The 19,017-nt window shown below is 52.5% G+C and carries 13 protein-coding genes and 1 pseudogene; 10 read left to right on the top strand and 4 right to left on the bottom strand.

Annotation, left to right across the window (positions count from 1 at the left end; genetic code table 11):
• Position 1 precedes the first annotated feature (1 nt).
• The 3 genes from C4885_RS03940 to C4885_RS03930 form a co-directional block, all read right to left on the bottom strand.
• Positions 2-2,392 carry a hypothetical protein gene (locus C4885_RS03940; protein WP_113999109.1) on the bottom strand — a complete coding sequence of 797 codons (2,391 nt, stop codon included), beginning with the start codon at positions 2,390-2,392 and terminating at the stop codon, positions 2-4.
• A gap of 80 nt (positions 2,393-2,472) precedes the next feature.
• Entirely contained in the window at positions 2,473-2,607 is a 135-nt protein-coding gene (locus C4885_RS17285) for a beta-propeller fold lactonase family protein (protein WP_158538799.1), read from the bottom strand.
• 10 nt (positions 2,608-2,617) lie between these two features.
• A complete protein-coding gene (locus tag C4885_RS03930; protein WP_113999107.1) occupies positions 2,618-4,354 on the bottom strand; it encodes a class I mannose-6-phosphate isomerase in 1,737 nt (578 codons plus the stop codon).
• Between the two features lie 232 nt (positions 4,355-4,586).
• Here C4885_RS03930 and C4885_RS03925 point away from each other — a divergent pair, with 232 nt between their 5' ends.
• From C4885_RS03925 to C4885_RS03915, 3 genes and pseudogenes are all read left to right on the top strand, one after another.
• On the top strand, positions 4,587-5,315 hold the full coding sequence (locus C4885_RS03925) for a GntR family transcriptional regulator (RefSeq protein WP_113999106.1): 729 nt from the start codon (positions 4,587-4,589) through the stop codon (positions 5,313-5,315).
• A 1-nt stretch (position 5,316) separates the two neighbouring features.
• Entirely contained in the window at positions 5,317-6,192 is an 876-nt protein-coding gene (locus tag C4885_RS03920; protein WP_113999105.1) for an ROK family protein, read from the top strand.
• Positions 6,193-6,207: 15 nt separating this feature from the next.
• Positions 6,208-6,357 (top strand): annotated as a pseudogene (locus C4885_RS03915) (IS3 family transposase); the annotation flags it as partial.
• A 101-nt stretch (positions 6,358-6,458) separates the two neighbouring features.
• Here the strand turns inward: C4885_RS03915 and C4885_RS03910 are convergent.
• Positions 6,459-7,529: a LacI family DNA-binding transcriptional regulator gene (locus tag C4885_RS03910; RefSeq protein ID WP_113999103.1), complete on the bottom strand. Its 1,071-nt coding sequence runs from the start codon at positions 7,527-7,529 to the stop codon at positions 6,459-6,461.
• A 327-nt stretch (positions 7,530-7,856) separates the two neighbouring features.
• Here C4885_RS03910 and C4885_RS03905 point away from each other — a divergent pair, with 327 nt between their 5' ends.
• The 7 genes from C4885_RS03905 to C4885_RS03875 all read left to right on the top strand — a co-directional run bounded on the left by C4885_RS03905 (position 7,857) and on the right by C4885_RS03875 (position 19,014).
• Positions 7,857-8,828 carry a sugar ABC transporter permease gene (locus C4885_RS03905; protein WP_113999102.1) on the top strand — a complete coding sequence of 324 codons (972 nt, stop codon included), beginning with the start codon at positions 7,857-7,859 and terminating at the stop codon, positions 8,826-8,828.
• 18 nt (positions 8,829-8,846) lie between these two features.
• A complete protein-coding gene (locus C4885_RS03900) occupies positions 8,847-9,812 on the top strand; it encodes a carbohydrate ABC transporter permease (RefSeq protein ID WP_113999101.1) in 966 nt (321 codons plus the stop codon).
• 146 nt (positions 9,813-9,958) lie between these two features.
• Positions 9,959-11,464, top strand: coding sequence for an ABC transporter substrate-binding protein (locus C4885_RS03895; RefSeq protein WP_113999100.1), 1,506 nt, complete (start codon positions 9,959-9,961; stop codon positions 11,462-11,464).
• A gap of 104 nt (positions 11,465-11,568) precedes the next feature.
• Positions 11,569-12,558, top strand: a complete 990-nt coding sequence (locus C4885_RS03890) for a glycoside hydrolase family 130 protein (protein WP_113999099.1) — start codon at positions 11,569-11,571, stop codon at positions 12,556-12,558.
• A gap of 148 nt (positions 12,559-12,706) precedes the next feature.
• Positions 12,707-15,808, top strand: a complete 3,102-nt coding sequence (locus C4885_RS03885; protein ID WP_371681619.1) for an alpha-mannosidase — start codon at positions 12,707-12,709, stop codon at positions 15,806-15,808.
• A gap of 74 nt (positions 15,809-15,882) precedes the next feature.
• On the top strand, positions 15,883-17,733 hold the full coding sequence (locus C4885_RS03880) for a glycoside hydrolase family 20 zincin-like fold domain-containing protein (RefSeq protein WP_158538798.1): 1,851 nt from the start codon (positions 15,883-15,885) through the stop codon (positions 17,731-17,733).
• A 3-nt stretch (positions 17,734-17,736) separates the two neighbouring features.
• Positions 17,737-19,014, top strand: coding sequence for an MFS transporter (locus C4885_RS03875; RefSeq protein ID WP_113999097.1), 1,278 nt, complete (start codon positions 17,737-17,739; stop codon positions 19,012-19,014).
• Positions 19,015-19,017: the final 3 nt, after the last annotated feature.

Below are 19,017 nucleotides of genomic sequence, written 5' to 3'. Positions count from 1 at the left end.
CTCAGCGCACGATCAGGACATAGGGATCAAACAGTTGTTCATGCAGCTCGTCCATGGCCTGTTCGGGGTCGGAAATATCGGTCAGCCAGAGCGAATAGTCATACTGGCAGAATCCGGACAAATCCATCTTGAAGTTTGTTTCCCAGTTGTTGTTCATGACCCAGGAATACAGCGGGCGGGCATTGTTTTCTGCTGCGCCGTCGCACAGGCGGATGGGGTGATGCTGCATCTCGCCGGTATAGAACATGGGAACATCTCTGGCTGCAATCAACACGCCGCCTTCGGGGGAAAGGCGTGCCGCGCCGTCATCCGACATATAGAATTCCATGCAGGTGCCGGGCAGCTGGTCAATGCCGGGGCGGAAAGCCTCACGCGCACCCTTGCGAAGCACGGTTCCGTTGCCGGGACGGTTCAGATCAAGCGACAGGAAAACACTCTCCACTTCGTCCGAAATTGTCTTGCCAAGTTCCAGGGTAAAGTCAATGCGGGGAATTGCTTCATACAGTTTCAGCAGAACATCAGCTTTTACTGTACCGGCAAGGCTGTAATGCAGACGCAACTGGGTGAACACAGGACCATGTTCCATGCAGGTGATTTCCATCAGTTTTCCGATGTGCGTTTCTGCGTGTTTGCCGCGAATATTGCGACCCAGTGCGCGGCGCTCCTCGTAAGAAGAGAACGGCACCTCCTGATGCAGAGGCGTACGCTGGTACACCGGCGTGAAGAATGGAATGGCAGTGCCGGCCATTTCGGTTCCAGTGCGCTTATCCACAAACGAAGTGATGCCATCGCCCGGCTTATAGCAGATGCGGAAGAATTTGTTTTCCACTTCATACGGCAGGCGGTACGTCACCGGGTCGTAGTCATTCACAATATCCCGTACTTCTTCAGCGCCCATATAGCAGTGACGTGTATTCAGCGTTTCCGGAGCTTTGTGACGGGCAGTGTAGATGTATTCTTTTTCTTCGCCGTAAGACAGCGTATCAATAAAGCTGATTTTGCGTCCGCGCGGGTGAGGGGATACCTGGCAGGTGTACAGGTTTCCTGCCAAATCACGCACCTCAACATCTTCAAGTGCAAGAGTTTCAATATAAAACTCGATCAGCTGGGGTTGGCTCGTGTGGCTGACGCCTACCGCACGCACAGCACCGGTGGTGTTGTAGTAGCGGAGCATATCGCCTTTCTTCTCGGCAATGGAGCAAAGCATAAGGGAGGCGGCTTCATGCGCCTTGGATGCGTAGCTGTTCTTACGCATATCCAGGTTCAGCACCATCGTGTCATATGGGTTAGTGATGGTGGAAGAATGTCCCCATGTATGCTCTGCATACAGCATCAAGTTGTCCTGCACGGTTTCGGACAATGCCGGATAGCGTGCTTCTGCATCCGGGTCCAGACGGTTTGCAAGCTGCCAACGGTGGTCGGCATCCTTGTAGTGCTTGACCGCATAAGGGGTACTGCCGACACCATTGGCCCACCAGTCCGTCCAGTCACCGCGGTAAACAGGTGCATCCGTAAGTTTCGGCGCGATGGCAGCGTACAGTTCCTGCAGCGAAACCATCTCAACGCGGACTTCCTGACCGTACTTTTCATTATAAGCACGGATGGTTTCCATAATCTCGGCAGACGGCGGCGCATTATCGCTGAAAACACCGGACACTGCGGTTACGATGAAATCATACGAATAGCCCTCGGTTTCACATTCGGTCAGATACTTGTCAAGATTTGTATGCAGCTGATCCGAGAAGGAAGTGCCGGCGTCGGCATCTTCACCCAGACGGTTGCGCATCATCCAGTTGACAGCGTGGTTGGGCTGAAGCCCCAGCACATTGCCCAGATTATAATGTTCGCCGTTCCAGACCAGCAGCCGCTGTCCGGAAGCGTTTTCCCAGAAGAAAGCATTCTGGTTCTGGTACAGCGGATACATACCGTGGTGGCAGTGAACATTCGTGAAGAAGAACTCCACACCGTTTTCAATCATGGCGTCACGGTAGCCCATGGAGAATCCATTGACATCGGCTGCCATGGCTGTGTGAATTTTTGTGCCGAACGGTTGCAGCTTGTCCTGCCATTTGGCCAGACGCTTGCCGAATACATCCGCATTGACAAGATCATTGAAGTTCAGATAGTTGGCCGAAATACCGATTTTGCCTTCCTTGACAAAACGGGCAAAGTCAGCGCGGTCGTCCTCACTGGCCTGTTTCCAGAACTCCTCTACGCAGTACAGCGTTTCGCAGTTCCAGCGGAAGTCAGCATATTCCGGCTGACGCATCATGGACAGCACGGTTTTGATATAGTTGACCTGAATTGCAATAACGCGTTCCTGCAGATCCGTGTAGCCTATGTCCGTGTGGGAATGATGGACAACATAGACCGTCTTGATGGAATGTGCCATGATAAATACCTCCTAATATTTGATTTGCGGTTTTCGGGGGAAAGCCACAGACTTTTGAGATTGATAAAATGCCGGCGATTCTACACCGGATGTGCCACAATGCATACCGGTACAGGGCAGGAGATTCCCGCTTTTTCCGGTTTCAGACGTCCCGTCTTTTCATCCCGGCGGAAGCAGGTGATGCAGCCGCTGTCCTGATTGGCAGCCAGCAGCATATAGGATAACTCAGTTGCGAACACAGGCAAGAATGACCTTGACCTCGCTGCCGTCCGGGCTGGAAATTTCATAATCGCCGGCTGCCTGAGGAACAATACAGGTTTCGGCATAGTGCAGCTCCAGAGGAGGGAACGCATCGCTTTTGCTGCGCAGAACCGCCCGCGTACCATCAACCAGGTTCAGCATATGCACACTGACGTTGCGATGTACCGGCAGGGTAGAAGATGTTGTAAAGCGGAATGTGTCCAGAAACTCCCGTTCATGCAGACCGGTGCGCACAACCGTTCCGTTTTCGCCGGTATAAACTTCTGCCACTGCGTTGACAAGGTTTCTGTGAACCCATTCGGTATTACGGTACCATTGGATGTTGGCTGCACCATGTTCAAGGTGGATGGGGCGCGGTTTGCCGTCAAGGTCAACACGACCCCAGTCCCACAGCTTGAATGTGAAAATATAGGGTGTAGCGCTGATTTCCAGCACCATGGTATCTGCACCGGAACAATGCACAGTGCCGGCCGGAATCAGCACATGGTCATGCTTCTTGACGGGAATCTTGTTGACAAATTTTTCTGCCGGGAAAGGCTTGCCGCCGTTCTGGGCCGTCTGCAGGGCGTCGATCATTTCTTCCGGCTTTGTACCGGCTTTAATGCCCAGATAGACGCAAGGGGCTTCGCCGGCAGCATCCAGAAGATAGTAGCTCTCATCCTGTGTATAGTGCATATGGAAATGGCTCTGAATGTATTCGGTCAGGGGGTGAACCTGAAGCGAAAGGTTCTGCCCGTGCATGGTGTCCAGCATATCAAAACGAATGGGAAATTCCTTGCCGAAGCGTGCATGAACACAGTCACCCAGAAGCTCACGCGGGTGCGCATAGACAAGGTTGAGCGCCGGTGTTTCCACAACACAGGAACCGAAATCCAGCAGCAGGCTGTTTTCCTCCGGAACGCCGTCAAAGCTCCAAGCATAGTTGCTGCCGTTTTCGGGCAGGTCAAAATGCGTTTTCATCCAGTCGCCGCCCCAAACGCCCGGGTCAAAGTAAGGCACCATGCGGAACGGCTGCGCCGCAGCTTTGGATAGTGCATCACGGTAAGCGGTACCCGGCACAATGGCAGGGTTGCCGGCTGATGTGGTATCGAGATAATAGTCAAAAACCGGCAGCAGTTTGTCCTTGATCCGGTCGCCCCAGCGCCATTCGGCAAAATAGCCGCGCTTATATTTTGCGCGCTGCGGCAGGTCATGCATGGCTGTATGCCAGTTGTCCTGCCCTTTGCGGAAACGGAGCTGAATTTCCCACCGCGTAATGTCCGCATAGATGGTGATGTCTGCACGTTCCACAAGAGAGGCACCGACACCGTAAACCAGTACCAGACCATCCGTTACGGCATCAATTTTTCCCCGGGCGGCACACAGTGCTTCTTCCGGGTAAAAATTTTTCATCTGCCAGGTGGTCATGATGCCGAACACAGGGTCGTCCGTCAGTTCGTGTTCGATTTTTGCATCCAGCTCAGCGGGTTGGATTGCCAGATCATCTGCATGAATGATAAGTTCAGCGTGCGGGAACAGCGCAAGGATCTCCGCTTGATCGGTACCGGGGTAGCATTCAACCGTCACAACGGTTTTGCTGCTGCCTGCACACAGGGCGTGCAGTTCCTGTTTTACGGCATCGGTTCCCCGTGCAGCATGGTCGGCGGCACCGACCTGTATGGTGGGGAAGCGCCGGTAAGGGTAAGTAGAGGGATTCGGCATAAAAGGCACCTGCTTTCGGATATTTTGTACGATATAATCAACATACACGGAAGCGGGACAAATGTCAATACATTTCTGAATAAAATTAAAATTAGTAATTACATCTTTACAAGTTGCCGTCTGCATGGTATACTTGATTCAGAAGTTCTGTGTGGTATAAATCTGCGCTGTGACAATATTTTTGCGCGGAGAACGCCGGAAACAGCACATCAGCAGGGAGGTTAGATATAGTATGTCGCAGCCGCGATATCTTCAGATTGTACAGCAGTTAAGGAATCGGATACAGAATGGGGAATACCCGCCGAACACCCGCATTCCCACAGAAAACGAGCTGTCTGTTTCTATGGGGGTAAGCCGCCCCACGGTTCGTCAGGCGCTGAACCTGCTTGAACAGGAAGGACGCCTGACAAGGGTCAAGGGAAGCGGCACCTATGTGACAGAACCAAAAATACAGCACGAATCCACGCGGTTCGTGATCGGCTATCAGGAAGAAAGCCGGGAACGGCACAACCACCTGCACACCAGCGTGCTGGCGCTGCAAAAAGAAAAACCGGGCAAGCTTGCCGCCAAGGCACTGGGTCTTGCCGAGGGGGAACGCGTGACCCGGATGGTTCGGCTGCGCTGGCTGGAAGGTATGTATAACGGTTGCCCCATTGTGTATACAACGGTGTATGTGCCGGTACGCCTTTTCCCGGAAATGGAAGAACAAAACTTTACGGATGCATCCTTTTACGAAATGCTGGACAGTCGCGGGCTGACCGTCATGCGAACCTCTCAGCGACTGGATGTGCGTATGCCCCCGGCAGAGGTCGCGGCAGAGCTTAAACTGTCGCCTTTTGAACCGACAGTCTATATTGTCTCGACCGGCTATAGCCAGAACGGTATTGCGGTGGAATACAGCGAAAGCTATTATCCGGCAAGCCGGAGCAGTTTTAATATTGAAATCAACCGGGGGAGATAAAATGCAGGAAGTGTATCTGTGTCTGGATGTGGGCGGTACGGAAATCAAGGCTGCGCCTCTGGATAAAAGAGGAAATTTTCTGGCACCTGTCCGCCATTTCCCGGCAATGGCCGGCGCGGACAGGCAAACGTTGCTTGAAAACTTTGGTTGGATTTTTAGCAGTATCTGCCCGGAAAATGCTGTTCCCATTGAAATTGATCTTGCGTTTCCGGGACCGTTTGACTATAAAAACGGCATCTGCCTTTTACAAGGACTGGACAAATACGATGCACTGTACGGCTGCAATCTGCGCCGAGCATTCTCCGAAATCAGCGGCTTGCCGGAGCAAAGGATTCAATTTATCAATGATGCAGCGGCCTTTGCGTTGGGGGAAATGACCTTTGGTCAGGCGACGCAAGCCGGGCGAGCTCTGTTTGTAGCAGTGGGAACCGGCTGCGGCAGTGCATTTGGGGTGAACGGATTTCTGGCTGAAGAAGGTACACCCGGTGTGCCGCCAAACGGATATTTTTATAATGCACCGTTTCGGGACAGCTGCGTAGACGACTATATTTCCCGGCGGGGGCTGGAAAAGCTGTCCGGCGAGATGCTGGGTGTGCCGCTGGATGGTCTTGCGCTTGCTGAACGCATCGCCGCCGGGGACGAACGGGCCAAAGCCTGTTTCCGGTGCTTTGGTGAACAGCTGTGCGATGCATTGCAGCCGCAGATCGAAGCATTCTGTCCGGACACGCTCTGCATGGGGGGACAGATTATGGAAAGCGCGGCATTATTTCTGCACCCGTTGGAAAAACTTTGTACAAACAAGAAGATTACTTTATATATTACACAGGATACTTCTCTGCGGACTATGCAGGGGCTGACAAGAGCTGCCAGCCGGTAGGCATATATCAATCTGCTTATATATCTGGAAAAATTTCAGTCCATGGAGCACTTCAAACAGGAACTCGTCGAATATCTGGATTACTACAACAACCGCAGAATCAGAGCAAAACGAAAGGGCTTGCCGCCTGCAATTCACAGACAACAAGCCCTTTCGGCTACTTGAACAATTTTTACTTCAAAATATGGCCCTGACTTTTTGGGATCACCTCAAAACCGCGGATGTCCTGCTATTTATTTGGTGAAAAAACCATGTAGCTGATTGCTTTATAGAATAGACTCGTCAGGATTTGAAGCTTTTGGATCGGATGCCAGCACGCCGCGGTAAAGCACTTCGGAAGAAACGTAACTGACTTCGGGCGCCGCTTTCGGGTGTTCTATCACAAAAAGAATCTTGGCGGCCAAGCGAGAACCGATGGTTTTCGGCTTTACATCGACTGTTGTAATACGGTCGGCAACGTTCAAATATTCGCTGTTGTTGTCAAAGCCCGTCAGTACGATACGTCCTTCAGGGTCTATCCCTTTTTCTTCAAGATAACGCTGGATGAAATGAGCAATATAGTCGCTGGCACAGACGATACCGTCCGGCATGGTTGGCAAAAAGTCCAGAAAGTGACTGATTTCCTCATAATGGGTACGAAGACCCAATGACCCGGTAAGGTAAAGACTGGGGTTTGGAATGATCCCATGCTCATGCAGCGCATCCAGAAATCCCTCGTAGCGTTCTTTGTTTGTCTGGGCATATTCTACATCGCCTATGAAACTGAGCTTTCGGCATCCATGACGGAGCAGATTGCTTGTAATCTGCCGGATAAGGTCGCGACCCTCAATAATGAGCAGATCCCCATGTAACTGGTTATAGGGGACAGAAGGAACCGTGTCCAGAAAAACCTTTGGTATAGGTAAAGAGGATAACAGCCGCAGCAAGGGCGCAGAGTACGTGTTCAGTACAATGACACCATCTACTGTACCGTTTGTCAAAGGCTCCGGCAACACATAGCCCGCTTTGTAATTTGTGGGAAGATATGTGTACATGAGGTTGACATTATGCTCGGAAAGATCTTTGGCAATCTGATGGATAATCTGCATCCAGAAAAGAGAGGACTCCGGTCGGCACACGGCTACCGCTACGGTGCGTGTGTGGGGAGGCAGTTGAGCAGAGACGGTCGCAGTGGTATCCTGAGAGGGAGTGTGGAAATAGCCCATCTCGGTGGCTTTTTGATGGATTTGGGCACGCATAGAATCCGAAACGCCGGGACGGTTGCTTAGCGCTTTCCATACGGTGATTCTGGAAACAGAAAGAGCATCAGCAATATCCTGCATGGTTGGTTTGCTCATGAAAGAAATCCTCCGCTTTTTGAGTTTATAGTAAGTATAGCACAATCATAAGAGAAAAGCAACGCGAAAAGTTAACTTTTGCTAATGTTTGATGTTGAAAATGTTGGCTATCTTGCACAAAAAAAACAATGCGAAAACCGTTGATATGCACGAATACAATGAAACGGTGCGCGATTTGTGCAAAATGACGATTGACAGGTACAAAAGTAAATGTTAATATTTAACTAACAAATGGCAACGAATGCTAACTATGGAGTTAACGCTTAGTTAGCACGAAATGCTGGCGGCTGTTAACACTTGGCTCGCCAAAAGAAAGGGGCACATTCTATGAAAAAGGATAAGCCGGCAGTTTCAACTTCAACGAAGCCACGCCGCAAACGTTGGACGAGTGATGACACGGAGCTGACACTGCTGGGGCTTCCGGCAGCCATCTGGTATGCGGTCTTTTGCTACCTGCCTATGTTCGGTCTGATTATTGCGTTCAAGAATTTCAAGATCACTCCGGGAAGGGGTTTCCTTTACAGCTTATTTCACAGTGACTGGGCAGGATTTGATAACTTCAAATTCTTTCTTACCAGCAACACCTTTACCATGCTGCTGCGCAATACGCTGTTATATAACATCTTATTTATCGTATTGAACATTGTAATTCCGGTTACATTGGCTGTGCTGATTAACCAGATTTACAGCCGAATCGCTTCTAAAGCATACCAGACCATGATGTTCTTCCCGTACTTCCTTTCGTGGGTTGTTGTCAGCTACTTTGTCTACGCCTTCCTGAACCCCGACAAGGGCTTGATGAACACTATCATACAGTTTTTCGGCGGCGATAAAATCATGTGGTATTCTCAGCCAAAATGGTGGCCGCTGATTTTGACTTTCATGGAGGTCTGGAAATCCATGGGCTATAATATGGTTGTCTACCTTGCAAGTATTACCGGCATTGACAGTACGCTGTACGAGGCGGCAACGCTGGACGGCGCGACCAAGTGGCAGCAGACCAAATATATTACACTGCCGGCACTGAAACCCATCATCGTTATGATGTTCATTCTGAATGTCGGCCACATCTTCTATTCCGATTTCGGCTTGTTCTATCAGGTTACGCAGGGTGTTCCCAACTCACTGTACAACGTTGCCAGCACATTTGACACCTATGTCTACCAGGCTTTGCAGAGCAATGTGACAATCGGCAGAACTGCTGCCGCAGGTTTGTTCCAGGCTGCATGCTGCTGCGCGACCGTTCTGGTTGCCAACTTCATCGTTTCCAAGATTGATGAAGAAAGCGCGATTATTTGATGAAGGGAGAACACACAAATGACTCTGGCAGAAAAGCATAAGATAAAGGCCGAAGAAAAAAAGCTGGAAAAAGAGGAAGCTCGTGCGGCGTTCCGCTTAAACCAGATTAAGCCGACAACGAATGCCTGCTTTAACATTCTGTTTGTACTGCTTTCCTTCGTCTGTCTGTTTCCGGTGTTCTACGTCTTTATGATTTCCGTTTCCTCCACGGATTCTATCACAAAGTACGGGTACAGGCTTTTCCCGGATACATATTCCACGGCGGCGTACACGTTCCTTTGGAATGAACGCGGAACGATTTTTAATTCACTCATAATTTCCGTGGTGGTCACGGTTATGGGTACGGTGCTGGGTGTGCTGCTGACCACAATGATTGGCTATGTGCTTTCCCGCCCGAACTATAAACTCAAAGGCTTCTTCACTTGGATGGTGTTCATCCCGATGATTTTCAATGGCGGCATGGTTGCAAACTATGTGGTTGTTGCCAATATGCTGCGTTTGAACAACACCATCTGGTGTCTGATTCTGCCGCTGGCGATGAGCAGCTTCAATGTTATTATCTGCAAGACCTTCTTCCGAACAACGGTACCGGATTCCATCATTGAGTCGGCAAAGATTGACGGCGCATCCCAGATGAAAATTTTCTGGCGTATCGTGGTGCCCATCTCCAAGCCTGTTTTTGCCACAATTGCGCTGTTTTTGACCTTCGGCTACTGGAATGACTGGTTCCAGTCCGCCCTGTATATTTCGGATTCCAAGCTGGTATCCTTGCAGGCACTGCTGAACAACATGATGAAGAACCTGGAGTACATCGCCAATAACCCTAGCGCAGGTCTGAGTCTGCAGCAGTACCGTAACTCGATGCCGTCCGAATCCGTTCGTATGGCAATCGCAATCATTATCGTCATTCCCATTGCGTGCGCGTATCCGTTCTTCCAGAAGTACTTTATTTCCGGTCTGACGGTTGGTGCGGTTAAGGGCTAAGAGAAAGACTCTGAAAAAGAAAAACACTGTATAAGAACATCGATGCTAACAAATAAACCCATTCAATTTTCCCACCACATTTGGTTCTGTTCCCCTATAAGGGGAATGAAGATACACAACTTTACACAAGCAAAGGAGAAAAACAGATGAAAAAGTTCAACAAAGTGCTTGCGCTGGGCATGGCCGGTTCCATGGCCCTCAGCATGGCAGCCTGCGGCGGCAGTTCCTCTTCTGCCTCCACCGGCACCGATGGCAGCAGCACCTCTACGGCTGCTCCTACGGCTGCTCCCTCCAAGGACGTCGTCACCCTGAAATGGGTGGCCGTTGGTTCTGGCATGCCTTCTAACTACGATGCATGGCTGGCACAGATTAACCCGTATCTGGAAGATAAGATCGGCGTCAACATCGACATGGAGGTTATCTCCTGGGGCGACTGGGACACCCGCCGCAATGTTATTGTGAACACCAGCGGTGAATACGACATCCTGTTCACCAACGTCAACACCTATAACAACGACGTCAATACCGGTGCTTTCCTGGATATCACCGATATGGTCAAGGAAGCGGCTCCTGAACTGTACGCTTCCGTTCCGGAAGATTATTGGAAAGCCTGCGAAGTGGGCGGACGTGTTTATGGTGTGCCTACCTACAAGGATTCTTCTCAGAGCGAGTACGTTGTCTGGGATAAGGCAAAGATCGAGGCTGCCGGCTATGACTATACCAAGGAGTTGGGCATCACCGACCTGGATGAACTGACTGCGCCCCTGAAGGCTATCAAGGACACTGACGGCGAGGCTTCCTTCCCTCTGAACAAAAACGGCGGCGGCTACCAGTCCTATATGTATGACCAGCTTGGCGCCGGTCTGTATCCCCTGGGTGTGCGCTATGATGACAGCGAGGGTAAGGTTGTTGCTACTGTTGAGCAGGATGACGTCAAGCAGATTCTGAAAACCTTCCATGAGTGGTACAACGAAGGTATCATCAACTCTGACGCTGCAACCCGTCCCGAAGATGCAAACTACAAGGCTTGCTCCATTGCACAGGGCTGGTCCGGTGCGGCAATCACTTCCTGGGGTCCGCAGCTCGGCGTTGAGTGCGTTGCCCAGAAGTGGGGTCCGACCATCGTTTCCAATGAAACTGTCCGCGGCTCTCTGAACTGCATCTCCGCTAACTGCGCCTATCCCGAAAAAGCACTGCAATTCCTGCAGCTGGTAAACACCGACACCTACGTCCGTGACCTGTTCTACTACGGCGTTCAGGGCGACAACTGGGATTACACCGATGACAGCAAAACCTTCGTCCATAAGAACAACGCGGATTGGTCTATGGCCGGTTACACCCAGGGCAGCTTCTTCGCTATCACCCCGACCGACGATTTCGATTTCAACCAGTTCGACGAAGTTAAAGAGCTGAACGAAAAGGCTGAGCCTTCTGTCCTGCTTGGTTTCACTCTCGACACCACCCCCATCGCTGATGAACTGGCAAACTGCATCCAGATTGCAGAGCGTTACAAGGGCGAGCTGCTGACCGGTACGGCTGATCCCGAAGTTATGGTTCCCCAGATGATGCAAGAACTGCGCGCTGCCGGCTTTGACAAGATCGTTGCTGAGGCACAGAGCCAGGTTGACGCTTTCATGGCTACCAATAAGTAATCTTTAAAAATCCAAATACTATCCCTGCAGGCAGGGAAACCTTCGGGAGCGGGACGCTGAGTTCCCGCTCCCGATTTATTTTAAGTACACAAGGAGAATCAAGTATGGCTAAAATCATCGGCAGCGCACTGCCCAATATTCCGTGGCAGGAACCGCCTGCAAACACCCGCACCCCTTTCTGGCGCTATGATGCAAACCCCATCATCGGTCGTGACGGCAACGCCCGTTCCAACAGCGTGTTCAACAGCGCCGTTGTGCCTTTCAAGGATGGCTTTGCCGGCGTATTCCGCTGCGACAGCCTGTCCATCAGCATGGATATTTTCGCAGGCTTCAGCAAGGACGGTCTGCACTGGGATATTGAGGATACCCCGATTCATCTGGTAGGGGACGACCCGGAGGTCACAACCCGTGAATACCGCTATGACCCCCGTGTATGCTATATGGACGGCAAATACTATGTGACCTGGTGCAACGGCTACCACGGACCCACCATCGGCATTGCATGGACGGATGACTTCAAGACATTCCACCAGTTGGAAAATGCCTTCCTGCCGTACAACCGTAACGGTGTCCTTTTCCCGCGCAAGATTCAGGGGCGCTACATGATGATGAGCCGCCCGAGCGATACCGGGCATACCCCCTTCGGCGATATTTTTGTCAGCCAGAGCGAAGATATGATTTACTGGGGACGCCACCGCTTTATGATGGGTGCTGTAAAAGGCGATGAATCTGCATGGCAGAGCATGAAAATTGGCCCCGGCCCCATCCCCATTGAAACCGATGAGGGCTGGCTGCTGATTTACCATGGTGTTATCAACACCTGCAACGGCTATGTATACCGCATTGGTGCTGCTCTGCTGGATATTGACGAGCCGTGGAAGGTAAAATACCGCGGCAAGGATTACCTGCTGGCTCCTCATGAGCTGTATGAGTGTGTAGGCGACGTGCCGAACGTGACCTTCCCCTGCGCCACCTTGACGGATGCCGCGACCGGTCGTATTGCGATGTACTACGGCTGTGCCGATACCGTGACCGGTCTGGCGTTCACCACGGTGGATCGTGTATTGGACTATATCAAGAAGAACTCTTTCTGATGTTAAAGGGGCAAAGAGATGCCACAGGATAACATTTTGCTGATACCACGATTTCGGTGTAGATACGTTCCACTAACGCAAACAAAAATGCAAAAAACAGCCAGCTTTGAATTGCTGGAAGCCTCGTTATGAGGGAAAGGAAAGACCTATGCGCACCATTGATTTTCTTGACAAGCGCGTCACAGGTATCTGCAATGAGCTGAAAAAGCTTTCTGTAAAACAGAAGTTTGAAACGAGCGACTGGCTCATAAAGCCGGGCAACTTCCTGCGCCCGGAAGATGCCGATGCAGACCCTGCACCGTTTGAACCCTTTGACAGCCGCACCATGCATTGGTACGGACCGGACAAGCATTACTGGTTCCGCGCGGATGTGGCTGTGCCGCAGGAAATGGACGGAAAACCGCTGTGGATGCACGTCTGCACCCAGATTGATGAGTGGGACGATGCCAAAAACCCGCAGTTCCTGCTGTTTGTGGACGGCAAGGTGACACAGGGCGTGGATATGAACCACCGCGACATCCTGCTGGACCGCTGCGCCAAGGGCGGTCAAAAGTACCGTCTGGAATTGCAGTCCTACACCGGAATCCTGCATACCGAATTCAACCTGATTGTAGACCTGCGGGAAATCGACCCCGAAATTGAGGGTCTTTACTACGATATGGTTGTGCCGCTGGAGGCTTTTCCCCGGTTGGAAGAGGACGGCAAAGCCCGCCGCGATCTGGAAAACGTGCTGAACGAGGCTATCAATCTGATCGACCTGCGCACACCTTATAACGAGAGCTTCTATCAAAGCATTGCTGCTGCCCGCCGGTATCTGGCAAAAGCACTTTATACCGACCTTGCCGGTCATGAGGAAGTCATTGCAAGCTGCATTGGTCACACGCACATTGACGTGGCATGGTGGTGGACTGTTGCACAGACCCGGGAAAAAGTGTGCCGCAGTTTTGCAACTGTGCTGAAACTGATGGACGAATACCCCAACTACAAGTTTATGTCCAGCCAGCCGCAGCTGTATTACTTCCTGAAGCAGCGCTACCCCGAGCTGTATGAGCAGATCAAACAGCGCGTGGCGGAGGGACGCTGGGAACCCGAAGGCGGTATGTGGGTTGAGGCGGACTGCAACCTGACCAGCGGCGAAAGCCTGGTGCGTCAGTTCCTGTACGGCAAGCGTTTCTTCAAGGAAGAGTTCGGTGTGGACAACCGCATCCTCTGGCTGCCGGACGTATTCGGCTATTCGGGCGCACTGCCGCAGATTATGGCAAAGTGCGGCATTGATTATTTCATGACCACAAAACTGGCGTGGAACCAGTTCAACAAAATGCCTTACGACACCTTCAAGTGGCGCGGCATTGACGGCACCGAAATCCTGACCCACCTTGTCACAACGCTGGGGGTCGGTCAGAGCGAGAATGACTTCTTCACGACTTACAACGGCATCCTGCATCCCGATGCGCTGATCGGCGGCTGGCACCGCTACCAGCAGAAGGACATCAACAATGATATCCTGATTTCCTACGGTTACGGTGACGGCGGCGGCGGTCCGACCCGCGCCATGCTGGAAACCTCCACCCGTATGGAAAAGGGCATCGAGGGACTGCCCAAAGTGCGTCAGGCATTTGCACGCACCTACTTTGATGAGCTGGCTGAGCGTGTGAAGGACAACCGCCGCCTGCCCACATGGGAAGGTGAACTCTACTTTGAGTATCACCGCGGCACATACACCTCCATGGCGCGCAACAAGCGTTCCAACCGTAAGATTGAGCTGCACATGATGGACTTGGAACTGCTCAGCCTGCTGGCACAAGCCAAGGTCGCATACCCAGAGGCAGAAATCGACAAGCTGTGGCATGGAATCCTCATCAATCAGTTCCATGATATTCTGCCCGGTTCCTCCATCCACGAAGTATACGAAGTCACCAAAAAAGAGTATGCCGAGATGGAAGCCGAAATCACGGCACTTCGCGAGGAGCGCCTGGATGCACTGACCCCCGCCGGGGAAGGCGTTACCGTGTACAACACTACCGGCTTTGTCCGCAGCGATGTGGTTGAACTGGGTGATTGCAAGGCAGAGGCTTTGCAGGACGAAGCCGGCAATATCTATCCCGTACAAAAAACAGCCGATGGTGCCGTGGCGTTCCTGAACAACCTGCCTGCCAAGGGCAGCAAAACGTTTGCGGTCGTACCGGCACAGGTTTCGGCTGCGCCTTTTGAAATTGCGACCGATGGACATAAGATTGACACCCCGTTCTATACTGTCACCTTTGATGAACACGGTCAGATGACCGGCATCTTTGACAAAGAGAACCGCCGCGAAGTGCTCAAGCCCGGTCAGGCAGGCAACCTCTTCCGCGTATATGAGGATAAGCCCATCTATTATGACAACTGGGATATCGATATTTTCTATACCGAAAAGTTCTGGGATGTCACCGACCTGCAGGACTTCACATGGACGGAGAACGGTCCCGTGCGCGCCACACTGCACATCGAACGCAATTACAGCAACTCCACCCTGGTGCAGGATATCCATTTCTATGCAAAGCAGCGCCGGATTGAGTTTGTTACAACCGTGGACTGGCACGAACACCAGAGCCTGCTGAAGGTTCACTTCCCGGTAAATGTCCATACTGACGAAGCTACGTTTGAAATCCAGTACGGCAACCTGACCCGCAAGACGCACGCCAACACCAGCTGGGATCGCGCACGCTTTGAAAGCTGCGGTCAGAAGTGGATGGACCTGAGCGAAGGACATTACGGCGTCAGTATGCTGAACGACTGCAAGTACGGTCATTCCGTCAAGGATTCTGTGATTGGGCTGACCCTGATTAAGTCCGGCATTGAGCCGAATCCTACCACGGATCAGGAAGTTCACCATTTCACATACGCCATTTATCCGCACGCCGAAAAATGGCAGGCAGCCGGCACGGTGCCGCAGGCGTTCTTCCTGAACCAGCCCGCGTTGGCTGTGCAGGGCGGAAAGCCGGGCGAAAGCTTCAGCCTTGCCGGACTGGATGCACCCAATGTGGTGCTGGAAACCATCAAACGCGCCGAGGATGGCGATGGTGCCATTGTGCGTATGTATGAGTGCGAGAACAGCCTGACAAATGTCACCCTGGACTGGAACCTTCCCTTCCATGCGGCAGAAAGCTGCAACTGTCTGGAACAGCCCGACGGCGAGCCGGTTGAAGTCAAAGACGGCAAGATTACCTTTACGGTAAAGCCGTATGAAATCAAGACAATTCGTATCCGTTAAATAACAAAGTCCGAACATTCTGCACGGGCGGTTGGCAATGCGCCCGCCGCCCGTGCCTTTTTTTGGAGGAAATGATGATGGAGTTTATTCCGAATCCACATAAGATCGAACACCCTGCAGGGGTTCATATGCTGGACAATCAGAGCCGAATCACCCTGTGGCAGACCGAACCCGCCGCGTTGCTTTATGCACAGATGCTGCAGGGCTGCCTGCGGGAGTACGCCGGGCTGGAAGTGCCGTTCACCCGCGGTAAGCCCCGGGCAGGTGACGCCGTACTTACGGTGGATACCGCCCTGCCGCAAAACCGTTACACGCTGAGCATTATGCCGGAATGCATCACGCTGAAAGCCGGCAGCGATGAAGCACTCTGCAACGGTGTGCAGACACTGTGCCAGTATATTGAACAGCACGGAGCCGTACTGCCCGCACTGGAAATTGAGGACTGGCCCGATCTTGCCAACAGAGGCTATTATCAGGACTGCTCCCGCGGACGTGTCCCGAAGCTGGACTACCTGAAACAGGTGGCAGATATTCTCTGCCGCTACAAGATCAACCAATGGCAGCTTTATATTGAGCACACCTATCTTTTCCGTGACCTGAGCGAAGCATGGCGTGAGGATACGCCGCTGACCGCGCAGGAGATCATGGAGCTGGATGATTACTGCGCAGTCCGGCACATTGAACTCGTTCCTTCCTTGTCTACCTTCGGGCATATGTACCGTATTCTCAGCACAAAAACCTGTTGCGACCTCTGCGAGCTGCCTGACTCGGAAAAGATTCCGTTCAGTTATACCTATGCAGGGAATCACCATACCCTGAACGTATCCAATCCCGATGCGCTGGGGTTTGTAAAAGGGCTGATTGACGAATACCGCCCGCTTTTCCGCAGCAGCAAATTCAATATCTGTGATGACGAAACGTTCGATTTGGGCAAGGGGCGCAGCAAGGCACTCGCCGAGGAGCAGAGCGAGCGCAGCCTGTATCTCAGCCATGTGAAGGCGCTGTGCGAATATCTTGTTGCGCAGGGGGTAACACCGCAGTTCTGGGGGGACATCATGTGGCGCTTCCCGGAAAGCTGTGCCGAGCTGCCCAAGGAAACCATCTGCCTGAACTGGGGATATCTGCCGCATCAGCGGGAAAATGAGATCCGGGATATTGCCGCCAGCGGGATTACGCAGTACGCCTGCCCCGGCGTCTGTGGCTGGAACCGTTGGATGCCTCTGATGTACAATTCTTACCTGAATATCCGTACCATGTGCCACCATGCACACAAGTACAACGCCATCGGCCTTTTGAACACGGACTGGGGCGATTATGGTCATGTCAATGACCCGCGCCTGACGATTCCGGGCATCCTGTACGGCGCAGCGTTCGGTTGGAATGCAGAGCCTGTGGAATTTGACGAGCTGAACGAAGCGGTTTCCCGCCTGTATTACGGCGATACCACCGGGCAATTTGCCGGTCTGATGGCAAAGCTGCAGGATTATGAAGTTTTTGACTGGCGGAATACCGTCAACTGGATAGAATGTGATGAGAAAACCCGCGCCGAGATCCTTTCCGAGGTGGACTTTACAAGGATTGACGATGCCAACCGCGCCGTAGAAAAGGCAAAGGCAGATATCCTTGCAGCCGCGGTAAACCTTCCTGCCGGCAAAAAGCAGATTGTACAGGTACTCTGCCAGACGGCAGACATCATTGTGCTGTGGAACCGTATTGGCGCATGGCTCAATGCAGGCTGCCCGCACGGCCCCGAAGCAGATGCCATGGCAGCTGCGCTGGAACACTGGCTGCAGCGCTACCGTGCGCAGTGGCGTCAGGTCAGCAAAGAAAGCAGCCTGTCGGTTCTGACAAACCTAATCTGCCGTTACGCGGATCTTCTCCGCGGACGCGCTTACGGAACCGTGGAGGCGCCTGCCGGGAGGTAAGCCATGGGCTGGCTTTATCAGCTGTTTTTTCCTGCGCATACACCGACCGAAAATGAACTGGAAATGGGTCGCTACCGGATTATTGCCGAAGGCGCAGTGGCCGGCGTGATTTATGCCGTTGCCACCGGCAACTTTCTGGCCGGGTATTTGAGCAGCCTTGGGGCGTCCGTATCCTTATGCGCCGCAGCGGCCATGATACCGTCTTTCGGGTGCGTACTGCAGTTTTTCTCGCCCTTTGTGTTTGAACGGATGCACCACCGCAAACTGGCTATATGGCTTATGTGCGTGGTGTTCAGGCTTTCCATCAGCAGCATTCTGCTGGTACCGCTGGCTCTGCCGGACCCCGGTCATGCCCGCGCTGTGGTGCTGGTGCTTTATACCATCGGCTTTTTCTCTGCGGGGCTTGTTACGCCGGGGCTGGAACACATGGTTTTGGGCATCGCCCCCCAAGGCGGGCGCGGTCAGTTCTACGCCGTCAAGAGCATTATCGGAACCTGCGTTTCCAGCGCGGCAACACTTGCACTTGGTCGCGTACTGGATTATTATCTGGAACAGGGGCAGGGCTATACCGGCTTTCTTATCATCGGTATTGTCAGCCTGTCGCTTACTGTGGTGGATGCCGTTCTGCTTGCTTCGGTAAGAGAGAACCCGGTAAAATTCACCTCCAAAATGCGCCCGGCGGATATTCTGCGCCCAGTGCGCGACCCTGCTTACCGTCCATTGCTTTTTTACTGCATCATCGGCGGGCTGACTGGCGGCTTTGCTTCTCCGTTCCTTTCCGTGTATGAGCTGCGGGTGCTGGGGCTCAGCCACACCTTCATCACATCGGTGGGTGTCGTGTCCGCTGTTGTGGGCATGGCAGGCAGCTGGGTGTGGGGGCGGCTGGCCGACCGCACTGCGTGGAACTGCGTTATTTGGCTTACTGCATTCCTGAATCTTTCCTGCACGCTGGGCTGGTCCTTTGTGCGCCCTTCCTTTGCACATTTGGTTGCGCCGGTTCTGATTGTCGTTGCGGCGGGCTGTGCAGGCGGCGCATCACTGGCAAGCACAAACCTGCAATTTGCATTGAGTCCTGAAAGCGGCAAAACCGCTTACTTTGGCGTAACGGCTGCCATGAGCAGCATTGCCACCTGCACATCGGCCGCAGTGGAAACCGCCATCCAGCCCATGCTGGAAAAATCTATGGGGGACAGCTCAATTTCGCTGCTGTTTTTTGTGGCAGGCATCGGCGGTTTTGCCAACCTGATTATAAATGGGCGAAAATTGCCCTCTGTAACATAAAGG

The organism is Subdoligranulum sp. APC924/74 (genome assembly GCF_003324125.1).
Taxonomy (GTDB): domain Bacteria; phylum Bacillota; class Clostridia; order Oscillospirales; family Ruminococcaceae; genus Gemmiger; species Gemmiger qucibialis.
This window is presented reverse-complemented; position numbering and strand designations above follow the sequence as displayed.

Bases quoted from the DNA above. Each gene is read 5' to 3' on its own strand.
- C4885_RS03890 (WP_113999099.1), top strand. From the start codon at position 11,569: ATGGCTAAAATCATCGGCAGCGCACTGCCCAATATTCCGTGGCAGGAA.
- C4885_RS03905 (WP_113999102.1), top strand. From the start codon at position 7,857: ATGAAAAAGGATAAGCCGGCAGTTTCAACTTCAACGAAGCCACGCCGC.
- C4885_RS03885 (WP_371681619.1), top strand. From the start codon at position 12,707: ATGCGCACCATTGATTTTCTTGACAAGCGCGTCACAGGTATCTGCAAT.
- C4885_RS03875 (WP_113999097.1), top strand. From the start codon at position 17,737: ATGGGCTGGCTTTATCAGCTGTTTTTTCCTGCGCATACACCGACCGAA.
- C4885_RS03920 (WP_113999105.1), top strand. From the start codon at position 5,317: ATGCAGGAAGTGTATCTGTGTCTGGATGTGGGCGGTACGGAAATCAAG.
- C4885_RS03940 (WP_113999109.1), bottom strand. From the start codon at position 2,392: ATGGCACATTCCATCAAGACGGTCTATGTTGTCCATCATTCCCACACG.
- C4885_RS03880 (WP_158538798.1), top strand. From the start codon at position 15,883: ATGATGGAGTTTATTCCGAATCCACATAAGATCGAACACCCTGCAGGG.
- C4885_RS03895 (WP_113999100.1), top strand. From the start codon at position 9,959: ATGAAAAAGTTCAACAAAGTGCTTGCGCTGGGCATGGCCGGTTCCATG.
- C4885_RS03910 (WP_113999103.1), bottom strand. From the start codon at position 7,529: ATGAGCAAACCAACCATGCAGGATATTGCTGATGCTCTTTCTGTTTCC.
- C4885_RS17285 (WP_158538799.1), bottom strand. From the start codon at position 2,607: ATGCTGCTGGCTGCCAATCAGGACAGCGGCTGCATCACCTGCTTCCGC.
- C4885_RS03900 (WP_113999101.1), top strand. From the start codon at position 8,847: ATGACTCTGGCAGAAAAGCATAAGATAAAGGCCGAAGAAAAAAAGCTG.
- C4885_RS03930 (WP_113999107.1), bottom strand. From the start codon at position 4,354: ATGCCGAATCCCTCTACTTACCCTTACCGGCGCTTCCCCACCATACAG.
- C4885_RS03925 (WP_113999106.1), top strand. From the start codon at position 4,587: ATGTCGCAGCCGCGATATCTTCAGATTGTACAGCAGTTAAGGAATCGG.